This window comes from Bartonella sp. AA16NXGY (assembly GCF_042197325.1).
Lineage (GTDB): Bacteria > Pseudomonadota > Alphaproteobacteria > Rhizobiales > Rhizobiaceae > Bartonella.
The window spans coordinates 74,455-93,250 of the sequence record NZ_JBHIRR010000007.1; the positions used below are offsets into that span (position 1 = coordinate 74,455).

General features: G+C 34.4%; 15 protein-coding genes, 1 tRNA gene and 1 pseudogene. 6 read left to right on the forward strand and 11 right to left on the reverse strand.

All coding sequences use genetic code 11. From position 1 onward, the window contains the following. Positions 1-26: 26 nt before the first annotated feature. The 3 genes from ACFINK_RS05655 to ACFINK_RS05665 all read right to left on the reverse strand — a co-directional run bounded on the left by ACFINK_RS05655 (position 27) and on the right by ACFINK_RS05665 (position 3,794). Positions 27-1,190: a D-alanyl-D-alanine carboxypeptidase family protein gene (locus ACFINK_RS05655; RefSeq protein ID WP_375628125.1), complete on the reverse strand. Its 1,164-nt coding sequence runs from the start codon at positions 1,188-1,190 to the stop codon at positions 27-29. 1,089 nt (positions 1,191-2,279) lie between these two features. After that, positions 2,280-3,179 (reverse strand): septal ring lytic transglycosylase RlpA family protein, encoded by a 900-nt coding sequence (locus ACFINK_RS05660; protein WP_375610370.1) that lies wholly within the window; start codon positions 3,177-3,179, stop codon positions 2,280-2,282. 539 nt (positions 3,180-3,718) lie between these two features. Then, positions 3,719-3,794, reverse strand: a tRNA-Lys gene (locus tag ACFINK_RS05665). Between the two features lie 1,204 nt (positions 3,795-4,998). Between ACFINK_RS05665 and lexA the strand changes: the two genes are divergently transcribed. Both lexA and rimO read left to right on the forward strand, forming a co-directional pair. After that, positions 4,999-5,703, forward strand: coding sequence for a transcriptional repressor LexA (gene lexA / locus ACFINK_RS05670; RefSeq protein WP_273791042.1), 705 nt, complete (start codon positions 4,999-5,001; stop codon positions 5,701-5,703). A gap of 459 nt (positions 5,704-6,162) precedes the next feature. Beyond that, entirely contained in the window at positions 6,163-7,476 is a 1,314-nt protein-coding gene (gene rimO / locus ACFINK_RS05675; RefSeq protein WP_375638406.1) for a 30S ribosomal protein S12 methylthiotransferase RimO, read from the forward strand. 532 nt (positions 7,477-8,008) lie between these two features. On the opposite strand, the gene ttcA is transcribed toward rimO, so the two are convergent. From ttcA to ACFINK_RS05695, 4 genes and pseudogenes are all read right to left on the reverse strand, one after another. Next, positions 8,009-8,884, reverse strand: coding sequence for a tRNA 2-thiocytidine(32) synthetase TtcA (ttcA, locus tag ACFINK_RS05680; RefSeq protein WP_375638407.1), 876 nt, complete (start codon positions 8,882-8,884; stop codon positions 8,009-8,011). 267 nt (positions 8,885-9,151) lie between these two features. Further along, on the reverse strand, positions 9,152-9,769 hold the full coding sequence (rpsD, locus tag ACFINK_RS05685; RefSeq protein ID WP_273722651.1) for a 30S ribosomal protein S4: 618 nt from the start codon (positions 9,767-9,769) through the stop codon (positions 9,152-9,154). Between the two features lie 172 nt (positions 9,770-9,941). Continuing rightward, the gene (murI, locus tag ACFINK_RS05690; protein WP_375638408.1) at positions 9,942-10,769 is read right to left on the reverse strand and encodes a glutamate racemase; all 828 of its coding nucleotides are present in this window, start codon (positions 10,767-10,769) and stop codon (positions 9,942-9,944) included. Beyond that, positions 10,762-11,599: pseudogene (locus ACFINK_RS05695) on the reverse strand (RNA methyltransferase). The gene murI and the pseudogene ACFINK_RS05695 overlap by 8 nt, the downstream one beginning before the upstream one ends. Before the next feature lie 303 nt (positions 11,600-11,902). Between ACFINK_RS05695 and sfsA the strand changes: the two are divergent. The 3 genes from sfsA to radC are packed head-to-tail and all read left to right on the forward strand — an operon-like array spanning position 11,903 to position 14,254. Continuing rightward, positions 11,903-12,619: a DNA/RNA nuclease SfsA gene (gene sfsA / locus ACFINK_RS05700; RefSeq protein WP_273791037.1), complete on the forward strand. Its 717-nt coding sequence runs from the start codon at positions 11,903-11,905 to the stop codon at positions 12,617-12,619. Continuing rightward, a complete protein-coding gene (gene map, locus ACFINK_RS05705; protein ID WP_375638409.1) occupies positions 12,612-13,442 on the forward strand; it encodes a type I methionyl aminopeptidase in 831 nt (276 codons plus the stop codon). The genes sfsA and map overlap by 8 nt, the downstream gene beginning before the upstream one ends. 17 nt (positions 13,443-13,459) lie before the next feature. Continuing rightward, positions 13,460-14,254, forward strand: a complete 795-nt coding sequence (gene radC, locus ACFINK_RS05710) for a RadC family protein (protein ID WP_375638410.1) — start codon at positions 13,460-13,462, stop codon at positions 14,252-14,254. Positions 14,255-14,298: 44 nt separating this feature from the next. Here radC and ACFINK_RS05715 read toward each other — a convergent pair whose 3' ends face one another. From ACFINK_RS05715 to ACFINK_RS05730, 4 genes are all read right to left on the reverse strand, one after another. Next, positions 14,299-14,511: a DUF3126 family protein gene (locus ACFINK_RS05715; RefSeq protein WP_375638411.1), complete on the reverse strand. Its 213-nt coding sequence runs from the start codon at positions 14,509-14,511 to the stop codon at positions 14,299-14,301. Positions 14,512-15,131: 620 nt separating this feature from the next. Beyond that, complete coding sequence (locus ACFINK_RS05720) at positions 15,132-15,905, reverse strand: alpha/beta fold hydrolase (RefSeq protein WP_375638412.1); 774 nt, start codon at positions 15,903-15,905, stop codon at positions 15,132-15,134. Next, the gene (locus ACFINK_RS05725; RefSeq protein ID WP_375628133.1) at positions 15,902-16,414 is read right to left on the reverse strand and encodes a DUF192 domain-containing protein; all 513 of its coding nucleotides are present in this window, start codon (positions 16,412-16,414) and stop codon (positions 15,902-15,904) included. Before ACFINK_RS05725 ends, ACFINK_RS05720 begins: the two co-directional genes overlap by 4 nt. A 251-nt stretch (positions 16,415-16,665) precedes the next feature. Next, complete coding sequence (locus ACFINK_RS05730; protein ID WP_273791031.1) at positions 16,666-17,241, reverse strand: cold-shock protein; 576 nt, start codon at positions 17,239-17,241, stop codon at positions 16,666-16,668. A 323-nt stretch (positions 17,242-17,564) separates the two neighbouring features. Between ACFINK_RS05730 and ACFINK_RS05735 the strand changes: the two genes are divergently transcribed. Next, on the forward strand, positions 17,565-18,698 hold the full coding sequence (locus ACFINK_RS05735; protein WP_273791030.1) for an ABC transporter substrate-binding protein: 1,134 nt from the start codon (positions 17,565-17,567) through the stop codon (positions 18,696-18,698). Positions 18,699-18,796: the final 98 nt, after the last annotated feature.

Genomic DNA, 18,796 nt, shown 5'->3' on the forward strand with positions numbered 1-18,796 from the left:
ATGACCTTAACCTTATTAGCGCGTAACTACAAATATTTCCGTAACCATCCAATTGTTATTTCATAGAATGCATTTTTTACTTTTGCAAAGAAACTTCCTTCCTGAATATTCATTCCGGCAAAAACTGGTTTTTCCAGAAGAATCTTTTTATCTTCTAAAATTTGAATAACACCAACTGATTGCCCAGAAACGATGGGGGCTTTCAATGGACCATGATATTTAATTTTTGCTTTAACATTTACTTTTTTTTCATTCGAAAGCATAAAACTTATTGGTGTTTTAACAATGAGTGGAACAAAATTTTTCTTACCACCGTAAACAGAAGCACGACCAACCGTTTCTTCTTTTGTGAAAATTGTTTTGAGATCAAATGCCGTCATCCCCCATTGAAGAATGCGTTCTATTTCTTTTGTATATTTTTTACCATCTTGCAAACCATTGATTGCTAAAAAAAGACGTCGATGATTTTTAGAAATGGTGGCAACCATTGAAAAACCTTCTTTTTCACTGTAGCCAAAACCAAATCCTTCTACACCAATTTCCTTAGAAATAAGAGGGTTTTTATTACGTTGAAAAATATTATTCCATGTAAAATGAGGCTCACAATAAAGTGCATAATAATCCGGATATTCCTGAACAATATGACGTGCTAATATAATCATATCACGCACAGTTACAAATTGTCCCTCTTCGGGTAGCCCTGTAGCATTAACAAAATGACTCTGAGATAATCCGATTATTTTTGCGCGCTGATTCATCAGTTTTACAAAATGATCTTCATGTCCTGATATTCCTTCAGCAAGAATAATAGCAGCATCATTTCCATTCACAATAATTAAACCACGTAAAAGATCAGAAACACTGATTTCTGTCTTTATCTTTGCAAACATAGTGGTTGTACCGGAAGGTGCTCCACCTTTGCGCCAAGCATTTTCACTGACCTTGAATTTCTGCGTACTTTTTAATAATCCTTTTTTTAATTGATGAAATACAACTTCTGCTGTCATCAATTTTACTAATGAAGCAGGAAAAAAAGGAATATCACTTTGTTTTTCATAAAGTATTGTCTCTGTATCATCATCGAGTAATAACAGTTGTGATGCGGGAGTTTGAAAATCTTGTGCTCTCCCCCACGTATCAAATGCCAATACTCCCCATAATATCAATAAGATCCTTAATGCTGTATACATAGCTGCTCCTCCCATCCCAAAGATCAACATAAAGAATCTTATATAGGAAAAAACTTTTTGATTTCTGAAAATTGAGGAATTATTTACAACTCATAAAAAGATTTTATTTTCATTTAGCTTTAGAAAAAATAATATGACACGTTTTTTATCTTCCATGTAGGTTCAATTTAACATTTTAAATGTATGAGAGACAAAAGATTTTTTCCTATTTTTATTGATAGTATTTTGATTTGTTATGATAAATTATCATTTTAAAATTGAAGCTAACTCAAAATACTGTAAGATTCTCTCATCCCCTCTTCTCATATTGAATTCATTAAAAATCGCTTACTTACGGGTCATAAGTAGGGTTCGTATATGGATAAAAATTATTAAAAAAGAGAGTAAAAATACTTCTTATAAACCTCTCAAGTGTTAAGAATTATCGCACAAAACATTGGGGGCTTGCAAAGTGTATGATGGTGTCGATTTATATCTTCATAAGAGTAAAGATGCTGATGTCTAAAGGCGTTAACAGTTATACCATTCACAGGCGCTGTCGCAAAATAGGCTTGTAGCGTGTTAAAGTATGTCTCTTTTAAATAAGTCCATGAATTGGCAATGTAAGTGTATTTTGTTTGAGACGCTCTGTTTTTCGTGAGGGAACTTACTCCATTAAAGAACATGATAAACAAAAGCATGAGATAATGCATAATCTTTTCATAAGATATTACCGTAGATACTTTAGAAAGATGCAAGGCCGAATCAAAAGAAAATATTTTTTTACTTGTTAAGCTTTTTATTCCTCTCAAATCGAGAGTACAAGTTGTTTTAGAGATTACACAAACAGACTGACACAATAATTTACCTTCGTCTAGCAAAAGCTATTACAGCAAGAAAAGTACACGCTTTATTAAGCAAGCAATATCATAAAACGACGAATAGACCAGCAATGGAGTGGAAAGGCCGTACTGAATTTATAATAATAGAACCCAACCACGCTTTTTGAAAAGGACAAAGCGCTTTAAGATAAAAATCCTACACTAAATCCGTAATTTCTTACCTTTTTTACTAGAAAATTATATAGATAAAAAATCAATGCATTTTTTCTTAAAACAGTTGTAGCCAATTAACCTTTGTTTTTTTGTTTAGCTTATTTATAGAAGCAACTTGATCGAATGGTATCGGCTTATCAACCATGATAGGACCAATTTCTGGCAATTTAACTGCAACAGTTTTATTACGTTGTTCTTGTTCAACAGCAGCTGCTTTAGCTAATTCTTTTTTGTTCCTTGTATTGCGCTGCTCTTTTAACAAAACAGTTTCTCTTTTTTTCGCAACATTTTCCGACGCTAATGAATATGGGGCAGCATTTCCAGGAGTATAAGAGGACATTAAATATGCAGCATCATAATAGCCAACAGGTGCTTCAGCAATATATTCTACTTTAACATCTGCGACCCCCCTATCTACATACCCCAATATTGCCGCAGCTTGCCTTGATAAATCAATGATTCTGTCTTTCATAAAAGGTCCGCGATCATTCACTCTAACAACGATTGAAGACCCATTTTTCAAATTAGTAACACGAGCATAGCTAGGTAAAGGCATTGTAGGATGAGCAGCAGTCAAAAGATTCATGTCATAAATTTCACCGTTGGCAGTTAAACGTCCATGAAAATCTGAACCATACCATGATGCTTCGCCAACACGTTTATAAGTTGGATCACTTTGAGGATAATACCACTTTCCTTTTATTTGATAAGGTTTACCAACAATCGCTCGTCCACGCTTTTTTTCTTCCGATTGATTCTTCTTATTAGATACTTGTTGAGGTAGTACAGAAGTGTTTACGTTAATTGGTTTATTATGATAGGAATCTTTTATTGAAAAATTCATAGTTTGGCTTGCGCAACAAGATACCAGTGACTGAGAAATGACGATCATAGAAAACAATTGAAGTGTTGGTTTAATCATAAAAGTAATTTTCTTTTTTCTATTTGAAGGCATCTATTCAGTCCACTTATTTCTGTTAAGTACTACTTGTAAAAACCACGTCACGCTTTTTGTACGCAACGGAAGAATTTACGTTTTTAAATGATTCCCCTCGCGCATATACCACTCTTGAATTGGCCCCTTCTATCAAGAAATTAACGTATTGTTAACCTTTTTATGGTTTTCATACAAAATAAATGTACTATAGTAGATGTTAAAAAGATTAAAATTTAAACAAATCAACATCTTATAGAAAATTCATTTCATAATATAAGTGTGAATAAGTGGTGATTTTAGCAACTGTTTTGCGAATCATGTAATGCAGTGGGTATTAAAAACCACCTATGGATTGAGAAAATTAGAAACCGCATGTGCTGCCAACGCAGGTACAACCCTATCCGTAAGTTTGTTGAAAATGGAGACAGCATAGCACCGCTCTATTCCAAAAACAGCTGATAGAAAATGACAGACTATAGAATCGATAAAAACTTCAAAAAGAATCAAAACAAAAAAGATTCTTAAATTTTTTATAGCCTATTGATATTACTTAAATTTGGTGAGCGCGCAGGGATTCGAACCCTGGACCTACTGATTAAAAGTCAGTTGCTCTACCAGCTGAGCTACGCGCTCTCACACAAGCTATCTAGTTTGCAGAAAGTGAAGGGAACATACGGTTGACTTTCCATTTGGTCAACACCTTTTGGAAAAAATATTATTATTTTCTTCAGTTATCAATAATTTTCCGTTTTCGCCCCTTTACTTCATCATTGTATAAGTACTCTTTAATCTTCTTTTTGAAGTTTCAATAAAGGAAAAATTTCACTGCAAAATATTGCATAGATTCGAAGCGTTAAAATTATGAGCAATACCCCCTTCCCCTCACATGGGTTGTTGAGCATAATGGGTAGAGAAGAAAAAATACCTTTTATTATAATATTATTTTTATATCTTTATATTTTAGTGTTTAATTTTCAAATATGAATACAGCTTTATAAGATAATATATTGATTTATAATAATTTATTATTTTTCACTTGAGTGAGAAGTCTCAAATACTGTAAGCTTATCTCATTTCAAATCTTTTTTATATTGAAACAATAAAAAGCATTTTCTTGACCAATATAAGTGAGAGAATAAAACTATAAAAAAGAAATGAAAATACCTTTTATGCCTCCTTTCAATAATCAAAATTTATCGTAACATTAGGGTTCATGAAAATAGTATATAGCAGTTGACACGTTAGACCTGAAAATGGAACAATGAGCAACAATGGCATTTTGAGAGTATAATTTTATTTATGCATAATGAATATATAACGAAAGCCAATTTATCCTATAGAATAAAGTAGATATGAAGCAAAATTTAGTCTCATTGAAAATATCCCGAATGACTATAAATTGTGCTCACTATTAGAGCTGTAGATAATTTTACTAAGAATAAAAAAGCAGAAATAATATGCAGTATGTAAAATGATTTTAAATACCCATAGAGAGTTCTAAATATATAGAATGCCTTCTATTTAACTTTTTTATATCAGAAATTACAAAACATGTAGATATATTTTTAGAAGAAAAGGATAATACTGGTCATAAAATTTGGTGTTATATAATTCAGTCAGAACTATAAAGTATTTTATACATTATTTAATATTAATGTAGCTATATAGCTATATAAATAATAATTTAAATATATCTATAAATAAAAATATTGCTTTATTAAACGATAAGATCAAAAACAAAGAAAATAATTTTGATTTGGCGATAAAAATTGTAAAAGTGTTATATATACATGTATTTTTACTTTACTAATTTTTATTATTTTGATTGGAATATTGAATGCTAACATGTAAACAGTATGAGCTACTCTTGTTTATTCATAACCATATAAAAGAAACTGGTGTTCCTCCTTCTTTTGAAGAAATGAAAAATGCATTAGAGCTTTCTTCAAAGTCTGGTATTCATAAGCTCATTATAGCCTTAGAACAAAGAGGTTTTATACGTCGTTTGCCCAATCGTGCTCGTGCTGTGGAGGTGATTCGACTTCCTGAGAAAATAACATTTAACCTTTCTTTAGCACGTAAAATTTCTCCCAGTATAATAGAAAGAAATAAAAGGGAAATATCAAAAAGCTTGAGTCCCTTTGATGAAGAAGAAAAAAAAAATATCACCATTCCTATTATGGGACGTATTTCTGCAAGCGTACCCGCCTCTGCTATACTGCAACAAATAAACAGCCTTTCTCTTCCACTCGATATGGTTAATACAGGTGAGCACTACGCATTAGAAGTTAAAGATGATTCTATGATGGAGGCTGGTATCTTTGATAAAGATACGATCATTGTGAAACGTCAAAATACAGCAATAACAGGTGAAATTATTGTTGCGTTTATTGATAAAAAAGAAGCAACATTAAAACGTTATCGACGCAAAGGAGCTTCTATTGCATTAGAAGCTGCAAATCCTCATTATGAAGTACGGACATACGAATCCGAGCGTGTAGAAATACAAGGAAAACTTACCGGACTTATTCGCAAATATTAAAAAATAAACCTTATAGTACGTGATATATATCGCAATAAGAAGCTGTTGAGTATTTTTTTATTGTGCCACATGCAATTGACTTCTTCTCCACAGCCAAAGGATGCCCCCAATTCGGTTTATAAACAATCCAGATCCTTATCGAGCGGATTTCACTTTCCCTTCCCTCCATGTTCTTCACTTATGCAAGGCTTGGCAAGTAAGCTTTAAAATATTCACCACGTACTTTGAAAAGAACTTGAATGCTTTTAAGAAAGCAGCCTTATATCCTCGTCCTCAATGATGGAATTTTACGATATAATAAGACAAAATTGTATGCATGCATAAAAACACATAAAATTTTGTAGAAAAAAATCAAATAACTTTGTAACAGACTGTATTGCATAGGTATAAAAATAAAGAACATTATTTTTAAGTTAATAAAAACGTAACTGAATCATTCATAGTAATTGTAGGATCATCATGGTAGCACCTCGTATTAGTTTTGTCTCCCTCGGATGCCCAAAAGCACTCGTAGATTCTGAGCGAATTATTACACGCCTTCGCTCCGAAGGGTATGAGATTTCACGTCAACATCAAGGAGCTGATGTCGTTATTGTGAATACCTGTGGTTTTCTTGACTCGGCAAGGAAAGAATCATTAGCCAATATTGATGAAGCTCTTAAAAAAAATGGAAAAGTTATTGTAACAGGGTGTCTTGGTGCTGATCCTGATGCTATTCGCCAAACATATCCTAATGTATTGGCTATTACAAAACCGCAAGCTTATGAAAGCGTTATAGAAGCTGTTCATACAGCAATTCCTCCAATTCATGATCCTTTTCTTGATTTAGTTCCTCCCCAAGGTATTCGTTTAACACCTCGCCATTACGCCTACTTAAAGATTTCTGAAGGATGCTCTAACCAGTGTAGTTTTTGTATCATCCCTACTCTGCGTGGTGATCTCACTTCACGTCCCATCAGCGATGTTCTTCGTGAAGCTGAAAAACTCGTGCAAGCGGGTGTAAAAGAACTTTTGGTTATTTCACAAGATACGAGTGCTTATGGTGTTGATCTTAAATATCTCGAAAATTCTTGGAAAGATCGTACAATCAAAACGAAATTCTTTGATCTTTGTCGCGAACTAGGCGATATGGGTATTTGGGTACGTATGCATTACGTTTATCCTTATCCCCATGTTGATGAAGTTATCGAACTTATGGCTGCAAAAAAAATTCTTCCTTATCTGGATATTCCTTTTCAGCATGCATCACCGGCTGTTTTGCGTCACATGAAGCGTCCCGCACTTATGGAAAAAACAAACCGTAAAATTGAAAAATGGCGGAAAATCTGTCCAGATCTTACTTTGCGATCAACATTTATTGTTGGTTTTCCTGGTGAAACGAATGAAGATTTTAATATACTTCTAGAATGGCTAGAAGAAGCAAAAATTGAACGCGCTGGGTGCTTTAAATATGAAGAAGTAAAAGGAGCTGCCGCAAATGATTTGGGATTAGAAAATATTCCTGAAGAGGTGAAAGAAAACCGCTGGCATCGTTTTATGGCAAAACAACAACAAATTTCTACATATCTTTTAAAGAAAAAAATTGGAAAAAGACTCCAAGTTCTTATTGATGAAAGTCAAGGAAAAGTTGCCAAAGGACGGAGTCAGTACGATGCTCCAGAAATAGATGGTGTTGTCCATATATCATCACGACGCCCACTGCGTGTTGGTGAATTTGTCACCGTTAAAATCGAACAATCGGATGCCTATGACCTTTATGGTATAGCCGTTTAAAAATTTAACTCCTTCTCTGTCCTCAATGATGAAGATTTCTATCAGCATTGGTTTATAAAAGGTCGGTTACTCACAATCGAACTTGATCACTTATGTAACTCACTTCATGAGAATTTACGAGCAATTCTTGCCCTGAGTGTTGCTATACACTCCCAAAATATCAAGCAGTTATATATTCTCTTAATTTAATACCTTAAATGACGGTGATGGCGGCGCAACAGAATAAAATAAAATCCACAAGGTTCACTATTTTTAATTAACAAAAGAGCAAATCAACAATCGTACTATTTTCCTATTTTTGATATTGCGACAGTCATTGGTTAGTGAAAGAAAAATTTTTTCAAGAGAGTTTGATGCACACGAGAATTTCCTTTGTGATATGCAGGCAGATGTTTTTTATAGATGCAATATAAGAGAATTTGAAACAAAACAATCTGACGTATCTAAATTAAAAAAACAATAAATTATCATTATAAATAAGTATCTTATCTTAAACTCTTTGAACGTATTTTTTTTAAATATCTAATTATTATTAACACGTTTTAAAATCAAAGAATTTCTTATCAAGCAAATGACTTGGGCGTACATTTGTTAAAGCGCGAATCATCGTATCTTTACGTCCTGGCATTTGTCTTTCTATATTTTTCAGCATTTCTTTCATGGCATTACGTTGCAAACCATCTTGACTACCGCAAAGATTACAAGGAATAATCGGAAATTGCATTGCTTGAGAAAATTTTTCCATATCTTCCTCAGCAGCATAAACAAGAGGACGTAACACAAAAAGATCTCCTTCATCATTTTTAAGTTTTCCAGGCATGGCAGCTAATCGGCCACCGTGAAACAAATTCATAAAAAATGTTTCTAAAACATCATCACGATGATGACCTAAAACTAATGCAGAACATCCCTCTTCACGTGCAATACGATAGAGATTACCACGTCGTAATCGAGAACAAAGTGAACAATATGTCTGCGACTCTGCCAATTTATCTGTAACAATGGAATAAGTATCCTGATATTCAATACGATATGGAATTTTATAAGAACTTAAAAAGTCTGGAAGAATATGCTTAGGGAATCCTGGTTGCCCTTGATCAAGATTACAGGCAAGAATTTCAACGGATAAAAGACCTCGCCACTTTAAGTCTAAAAGAAGCGCTAATAAACCATAAGAGTCTTTTCCACCCGATAAAGCAACAAGCCATTTTTCTCCTGTAGAGAGCATAGAAAAATCATCCAAAGCTTGTCGCATATGACGTAAAAGTCGTTTGCGTAATTTATTAAATTCTACGCTTGAAGGAGCAACACGAAACATTGGATGACAATTATCTGCTTCGCTTATTAAAGGATCATCTCTCCCTTCGTTTTCTTCTATTGCCTGATATTCAACTGAAACATCATTCATAATACCATATCCTGCACAATAAACGGCTCGTTTTGCAAAGATAAAAACAAATATTAAAGCAAGCTTACATTTATGTTTTTTGAATTTATAAATTAGATACACAAAAAAGAAATGGAACTATACAAATTTATGACTATAAAACATAGCAATAAACTTAATATAGAACCATTTACAAAAAGAACTTATTAACTTCAAATATTGTAAGAATAACATAATATTTTGAAGTTATCATAATAGAAGAGAGAAACAATTTCTCTTACAGAAAAATTATCGAGAATAAAATTCAACAACCAGATTAGGTTCCATTTGCACAGCATAAGGAACATCTGCAAAAGCAGGAATACGTGTAAAGGTTGCTTTCATCTGTTTATGATCTGCTTCAATATAATCAGGGACATCACGTTCTGCCAATTGCACTGATTCTAACACTAAAACAAGTTGTTTCGATTTTTCCCGAACCTCAATAACATCACCGGGTTTACAACGATAAGATTGAATGTTTGTGCGCCGCCCATTGACATTAACATGACCGTGATTGATAAATTGGCGAGAAGCAAAAATCGTAGGTACGAATTTTGCACGATAAACAACAGCATCCAAACGTGATTCTAACAGACCGATAAGATTTTCACCAGTATCTCCCCGTCGACGAGCAGCTTCTTCATAGGTTTTATGAAATTGTTTTTCTGAAATATCTCCATAAAACCCTTTCAATTTCTGTTTAGCGCGCAACTGCACCCCATAGTCAGAAAGTTTTCCTTTACGACGCTGTCCATGCTGACCTGGACCATAATCACGACGATTGACAGGAGATTTTGGACGCCCCCAAATATTTTCTCCCATACGACGGTCAATTTTATACTTTGTTGTTTCGCGTTTACTCATCGCATTTCCTTATAAAATAAAACACGAGATCTTAAGACCCCAAGGAAACGCGCCCTCCTCTGCCTTTAAATACTATAAAGACTGACAGAATACCTTAACATATCAATATGCAAAGTTATCCACGGGACACGTCAATTAATGCTATTTTCTTGAAAAAATAGCTAGATCATCATTATTGGTCTCGTAACCCAAAGTCAACTCCTTTCATGAGTTTTAAGCCAAATCCTTTAAACAAATTCTCCGTTAAAGAAGTGATATTTTTCGATGTCAACAACGCAAAATCTTGATATTTCTTTATATATTGATGGTGTATTTCTCCCGACAATGGTAATAAAGATCTGATATGTTTGGCGATCGCTTTCGCCGGATCAATCCACTCAACGGACCATAAAGCATGTTCACGAAAGAAATTAATCAAAAAAGGATAATGTGTGCAGGCTAAAACAATAACATCCGTATATTGTCCATTTTTTTCCACAAAACATGGCAGGATTTCTTTTCTTAACTCTTCTGAATCGATAGATTTTCCCCGTAAATAATCTTCAGCAAGTCCAGCCAGCTTTTTACTTCCCACAAGCTGAACATGACACTGTCCAGCAAAAGAGTTAATTAATTCATTTGTATAAGCACGTTTAACTGTTCCTGGAGTCGCTAATACGGAAATAAAACCAGATTTTGTTTGTTCTGCAGCTGATTTAATTGCAGGAACCGTTCCTACAAAAGGGACATGAGGAAAATTCTGTCGTAAATCTGCTATCATCAGTGTAGAAACAGTGTTGCAAGCAATCACACATAAAGCTGGATTGTAGCGTGTTAAAAGATTTGTAAAAATCTTCAAAATACGCTCTTTCAAAATATTTTCTTTCCAATTTCCATAAGGAAATCCTGCATCATCAGCAACATAGATAAATTGCATGTCAGGGATAAGAATACGCGCTTCCCTAAACACTGTTAAACCACCAATACCGCTATCAAAAAAAAGAACAGGTCGTTCATCCATTAGTTTTCACACTTATTTTTAATTTTTTTACGATCACGTTCTTCAGGTGCTCTACTCCCTCGTGGATATTGTGGCGAAAAATGATCCAAAGAAGATATAATGCCTCGCAATAAACGAACCTCAGGTTCACTAAAGTTAGCGCGCGTAAAAACAGAGCGCAAATTTGCAATCATTACTTCTTTGCGTTCTGGGGGTCTAAAATACCCACGGATATTCAAAGCCTCTTCTAACTGAGATAAAAAACCATGAAATATTGTTTTATTTGCAGGTTCCATCTCTGCGGCACGAAATGCCGTATCGCTGACATTCTCTAAACCAGTTTTCATCCATTCGTAAGACATTAAAAGAACCGCTTGCGCAATATTAAGTGACGCAAAAGCAGGATTAACTGGAAAAGTAATAATTTCATCAACAAGGCTGATTTCATCATTTTCTAGTCCCCATCTCTCTCTTCCAAAGACAATACCTGTCTTATGTCCGATACTTTCACGCTGACGTAATACGCTTGCTGCTTCGACAGCACTTTTTACAGTTTTAAATCCACATCTTTCACGTGCTGTTGTGGCAAAAACATAGTGTAAATCTGCAATTGAATCACGCAATGTGTTAAAAATCACAGCATTGTTAATGACATGATCAGCTTTACTTGCAGCAGCTCTAGCTTTTTCATTTGGAAACATTTCTCGAGGATTGACTAATCGAAGCTTAGAAAGCCCAAAATTTGCCATTGCCCTTGCGACCATACCAATGTTTTCAGGAAGCTGCGGTTCAACTAAAATAATAATGGGACCATTTGTTAAATTTTCACGATTCTTATTCGTTCCTGCCATCAATCTTACCTAGTTTCACTTAAACTATCTCCCTCTCCACTATTTTTTACGAAACCTTTTTCACAATACTCTAATGCTGTTTAATAATAAATTATAGACAATGTTATCTTTTCATTCAAAGATAATAGTTTCTAAACCTAATAATAAATTTTAAAAGCCATTAAAGTGAACGATGGAATTTATAACAATTTATATAAGATATCGTAGCGTTTTTTACATCAATTTTATCTTTTTTAATAGGGAACAGCCCCTATAAATCATAATCTCAGTTGAATTATGAAATCATAAATCCTAAAAAGGGATATGCACTTTATTCCCAAACTTTTTCCTGCAAAGCTTATCCGTCGTTATAAACGTTTCCTTGCAGATGTTCAACAAGATGATCAGCATGTCCTCACCGTGTCTGTACCTAATACAGGATCAATGCTTGGATTAACAGCTTTCAACTCCAATATTTGGCTTTCTTATCATAACGACATCAAACGAAAATATGCCTATCAATTAGAAATTATTGAAGCCGATAATACTTTGGTTGGCATTAATACTTCTTTACCCAATAAGCTTGCGTTAGAGGCAATTCAAAACGGATTACTACCAGAATTAAGTGGATATAAAACAATTTTAAAAGAACAACGCTATGGGACACAATCACGAATTGACTTTCTTTTACAAGATGACATTCTTCCTGATTGTTACCTAGAAGTCAAAAATGTTCATTTTATTCGTCAGAAAGGATTAGCAGAATTTCCTGATAGCGAAACAAAACGTGGTGCACGTCACCTTGATGAGCTCATAGGAGTTGTACAACAAGGAAAACGAGCTGCTATGCTTTATATTATTCAACGAGAAGATTGCACAGCTTTTACAATTTGTCATGATCTTGATCCACTCTATGGACGTAAGTTTGATTTAGCATTAAAATCAGGGGTAGAATGTTATGCTGTAAAGTGTCATGTAAGTGTAGAAGGCATTTTTCCGATTCAGAGAGTAAAAATAGAAAATAGAAGAAACAATGACTGAGTATATCGAATATAATAAAATCCCTTTAAAATTTAATGGAAAAATCCGCATTTTCGATGATTATGCTTTTGCTAAAATGCGTGAAGTTGGTCGTATTGCTGCAGAATGCCTTGATGCGCTTACGGATATTATTAAGCCGGGCGTTACTACGCAAGAAATTGATGATTTTGTATTCGTTTTTGGTGCTAAGCGAGGAGCACTTCCTGCTGATCTAAATTATCATGGATACAGCCATTCATGCTGTACATCTATCAATCACGTTGTCTGCCATGGCATTCCCAATAAAAGACCTTTGCAAGAAGGTGATATTGTAAATGTTGATGTAACCTTTATCCTTGATGGTTGGCATGGGGATTCAAGCCGAATGTATCCTGTTGGAAAAATTAGGCGTGCAGCAGAACGCTTGCTAAAAATAACCTATGAAAGTCTTATGAAAGGAATCGCTGTCGTTAAGCCTGGAGCAACGACAGGTGATATCGGGGCAGCCATTCAACAGTATGCAGAATCTGAACGCTGTTCAATTGTGAGAGACTTTTGCGGACATGGTATCGGCCAGCTTTTTCATGATGCTCCTAATATCCTCCATTATGGAGCCCCTGGAGAAGGAGTCGAATTAAAACAAGGTATGATGTTTACAATTGAGCCTATGATTAACCTTGGTAAACCACAAGTTAAGATTTTATCTGACGGTTGGACTGCTGTTACCCGTGACCGTTCTCTGACAGCACAATATGAACATACAATTGGTGTGACAAATGAAGGATATGAAATATTTACGCAATCTCCTAAAAATATTTTTTATATTCCAAATTCGCATACCTAACGCAACGTAGAGATGTTATGGCTAAAAAATTAAATCAAAAGGAAGGTACTCAAAGTAATCACTTTGCATTAACATCGAGTTCTCCACTCACCCCAGTATCAGAAAGAAAAAGTGAAGAGCCTCAGAAAAACGCACAGCTTCATAAACATTATCAAGGACATCGTGAACGTCTTCGGAAGCGCTATTTAAAGTCAAAAGGAAATGCAATTGAAGATTATGAGTATCTTGAATTATTGCTTTTTCGCACAATACCCCGTGCAAACACAAAACCCATAGCTAAAAATTTGATAGCGCGTTTTGGTTCATTAGCTGATGTGTTGGGAGCGGATATTCACCGACTTCAAGAAATTCCAGGATGTGGTCCCGCCACTGCAGTTGATTTAAAAATTATTTCAGATGTTGCTGGACGTCTTGCTCGTGCGCAATTGTTTAAGCGCGATATTTTTTCATCATGGGATAAAGTGTTAGCGTATTGTAAAGCTGTTATGGCTCACGAAACACGTGAACAGTTTCGTATTTTGTTTCTTGATAAGAAAAACGGCTTACTTGCTGATGAGGTGCAACAAACTGGAACCATTGATCATACCCCTGTTTATCCTCGTGAAGTTATTTCTCGAGCTTTAGAGTTATCCGCATCAGGACTTATCTTAGTCCACAATCACCCTTCTGGCGATTCCACCCCCTCTAATGCAGATATAACAATGACATATAGATTAAAAGATGCAGCAAATGCATTAGGCATTATTATCCATGACCATCTTATTATTGCACGAAATAACCATACGAGTTTTAAAGCGTTAAAACTTATATAAATCTTATGGGATAAAAAAGACTTCATTCAACTATGAATAACGAATCAATTTTCTAAATCAATATCTAATATAGCCATTGAGAAATTATAGGAGAGCTCATCTTCATCTTCATCTCGATAGATAATGCCTAAAAACTCATCTCCTATATAAACCTCACAAGAATCACTCTTTTTAGGCCGTGCTCTGACTTGCAATGCTGAGTTTTGGAATATATTTTTAAAATAATTATCAAGTTTTTTTATTTCATCAGCATTCACTATGCTCTCCTGTTTTTTTGAAACGATTAAAATAATTGCGTGTCGTGCAAATAAGACACTCTTATGATTCTGTAAAGTCAGTAAAAAAGCATAATCTGAATATTTACTTAATATTACATATATTCACAACGTTCTTTATACATTCATAAAGAACGTTTACAAAAGGAGTCTATCATTATTAAATATACCCGTATAGATTAAAAAATGGCAAAAAAAAACTGTATATTTTTAATAATTTTACTTTATCTCCAATTTTAGCATCTGTATTTAAAATGCATATTCGTAAGAATAAATTGATCAATAATTTATAATTTTGTTTATTTTATAAAAAATACAAATAAAAATATTTTTTTATTTAAAACTACATTTTTTAGCAAAAAATATTTATTACATCATTCGAAAATAATTCTTTTTAATAACCTTTAAAGTATAATTATCTAATCTTAGAAGAATTACCTCTCTGGAAAATATACAAAATAAGCTAATAAGAGTTTATTTTTCTTTTCATTTTTTATAAAAACTTACGTCATAACAGAAAGATTTTTTAATAAGCTTTTTTCAATTTATACGAAATAAAAATATTGGGTATTTCTGTAAATTCTAAAAGCTATGAAGAGTTCTTATTTTATAGGATAACGAGAAAGAAAATCGATAACGCCTTTTTTATAAACTTTATCGCCTACAGCAAGCATATGATCTCGATCAGGAATTGATAAAGCTTCACCACAAGGCAACAAGGCTGCCAATGGCTCTGCATCACCGCCAATTTCATCTAATGAACCAACGGCAACAAGTGCTGGTTGTTTGATTTTGTAAACTTCAGACGCCGTTAACTCCTGTTTTGATGTAATGATACAAGCAGCAAGAGCACGCCTATCGCTTTTCGTTTGATCTGCAAATTTACGGAACATTAAACCGCGCGTATTGGTAATGGTAGAAATATCTTCCGCTAGAAGAGCTTCAGCCACAGGCTCCCAATTTCCTGCTCCCGTTACCATACCAATACCTAAACCACCAAAAATAACGCTGTTCACATATGTTGGATGCAAAAGAGCCATAAAAGCACTAATACGAGCTCCCATAGAATATCCCATAACATGAGCTTTAGATAACTCTAAATGCTGTAGTAACTTTATCGCATCACCAGCCATAGCTTGAGGTGTATAAAAAGCAGGATCATAACTTTTAACTGAATCTCCGTGACCGCGATTATCAAGAGCAATAACACGATATCCTGCTTCCGTGAGAATACGAAACCAACCTGTTGCATACCAATTCACCCGTGCAGAAGATCCAAAACCATGGATCAACAAAACAGGAGCGCCTTGTCCTTCTTCTCGATAAGCAAATCGCAAACCATTATATTCAAAAAAACGAATATCTTCAGCGGTCATTTTTTATTGCACTTTCCACAAAGTACAGGATGAATAACACGTTGTCCTTTTTGTATCTGTTTTTCAGAAACTTCACCAGCATTAATTTCAAGTGCAAAAGCTGCAGGAACTTCTGATGAAATGGTATTTGTTGAAAATGGAGAAGTATTTTCAATAATCGATACAATAATTCCCTCAGAGTTTAAGAAAATCATATCTAAAGGTAAAGGCGTATTTGCCATCCACATAAAAATTTTCTGCTCATCTCCCGATGGATAACTTTTTAGCTGCTTAAAGAGCATTGCACGATCGCGTGGAAAATCAGTTCGATACATTAAACCAGCTGCTGCTTGAGATGGCGTAAAAGCAATCTCTACCTTATAAAAAACCGGACCTTGCTTTGTATGTATTTCTAAAGGAATCGGATGCACAGGAATCTCTATGGGCTCCTTTGCTACAACAACACGCATATCTAACATAAAAAGCATCACCAATAAAACAATATACTCCTTTTTAAAAGGCTTTAACATTCTTGTCTCCACCAGAGAAAAATTTTAAATTTTGTTTATAAAATAAAAAGTACCAGAGTTTAAAAGTCAAAAAACAAGAGAATTGCTTCCTTGTTATTTTCTAGTTTCTTTCAACGTAATATGCACAATTTTCTTCATTTGGTTTATGGATTCACGAGAGCTATATTTTCTTTAAAAATCTACTTCTATAGCAATTTATGAAACAATCACCTTTAAAAATATAGAAAACACACTGATTTCACTCGTGAAATTTAATGCGTAGCTAAAGGAATGCCTATATCCGGATAAATCTCTGCTGTCATTAAACCTTTTTCTCCTTTACCAAAACGTACAAGAACAACTTGACCCGAACGAAGCTCTGCTAAACCAAAACGGCGCAATGTTTCCATATGAATAAAAATATCTTCCGTTCCTTGCCCACGGCTAAGAAAACCGTATCCTTTGTCACGATTAAACCATTTAACAATTGCTCGTTCTAGTCCACTTTCTGGAGTAACAACAACATGGGTACGGGCTGGAACTTCTGATGGATGGATTGCTGAAGAACAATCTATGGATTTCACCTGAACGCACTTTAATCCTCGTTCAGTTTTTTCCACAGCACAAATGACTTTAGCTCCCTCCAAAGCTGTTTGAAAACCATCCCTTCGCATTACTGTAACATGCAATAATATATCGGGGAAATGAGGTAAATCAGGTACAATAAATCCATACCCCTTACTACCATCAAACCACTTAATGACACCACTGATTTCGATAATCTCCCCACAAGCACCTATACTATCCTCAGATGGGGAACAATCCTTTAATGCATCCTTACTCGTCATAATAACGTGATCCTGTAGCTTATAAATTGTACGATATTGATTCTCTAGGTTTAAGTAAACATTGCTCTTGTATCAACACGCAAGCCCCAAGATAAGATTTCCCCACATTGTCGTATCTTCTATGTTAATGTCAGAGAATATCAACGTGAATATTTATAAAACTATTTGATTGTACACTTTACATACCTTACAAGAAGTGCCCTACAAAAGAGATCATATAAAAGTTTTTTTACATAATGATATTTTGATTAATGTGTAACTTGCATGATGAAGAAGTTCAATATAAGGTGAAAAAACGACAATTCAATTAAGGAAAATGCGCAATGCAATTGAAGAAAATCCTTACGATAATCGCAGCATTTATGGCATTTACAGCAAATGTTTATGCGAGTGAACCTATTAAGATTGGTGTTTATCTTCCATTAAGTGGTCAAAATGCATTTGGAGGTCAGCTTGAAATTAGAGGTATAGAATTAGCCCATAAAAAAGTTCCAGAAATTTTAGGACGTAAAGTAGAACTTGTTATTATTGATAATAAGTCTGATAAAGTAGAAGCGGCTAATGCTGTTATGCGTTTAACAGCAAGTGAAAAAGTGAGTGGAATCATTGGTAGCTATGGTTCTTCGCTCTCGTTAGCAGGTGGTGAAATATCTGAAAAGGCAAAGACTCCAACCATTGCAACGTCCTCAACAAGTCCCCTTGTTACACAGGGTAAAAAATATTACTTTCGTGCTTGCTTTATTGATTCCTATCAAGGAGTAGGAATCGCAACTTATGTAAGCCAAACTTTACACGCAAAAAAGGCTGCTATCCTTAAAGATATTTCAAGCGATTATGCTATTGGTCTTGCAAGTTATTTTACGCGTGCTTTCAAAAAATTAGGTGGTGAAGTTATCTCAAATTTAAATTATAATTCTGGAGATCAGGACTTTTCAGCTGTTCTCACGCAAATTATCGCCCAGAAACCTGATATCTTATTCATTCCATCTTACTTTTCTGAAGGTGCTATCATCATGAAACAAGCACGAGAATTAGGGGCTAAATTTCAAATTATGGGTGGAGATGCTATGGATAATCCAGAAACCATTACGATTGCAGGAAAAGCTGCAGAAGGTTTCTTACATACGACACTTCCCTATAGTGAGGATATGCCAAATATGTCAGTAGCTGCGCAAGAATTCACAAAAGAATGGAAAAAAGCTTACCCAGACAAAGAGCCAAATATCAATTCTGTTTTGGGATACACGAGTTATATGATGTTCATGAAGGCTATTGAAAATGCTGGTAGCACTGATCGTGAAAAAATTACTATCGCACTTAGCCAATTAAAAGATTTTCCTACCCCCTTTGGGGATATGTCAATGGATGAAAATCATAATCCTAAAATTCCTATTGGTATCATTAAAATACAGGATGGAAAACGTGTTTATTTAGAAGAAGTTAAACCTGCTTTTTAATTAAAAAGTTGTGCTTATTAAAATGCAAGAATTGGTTGAGGATCTTTTTCTCAACCAAAAACTTAGAAATTTCTTATTGTCCTATGTAAATTAACAAA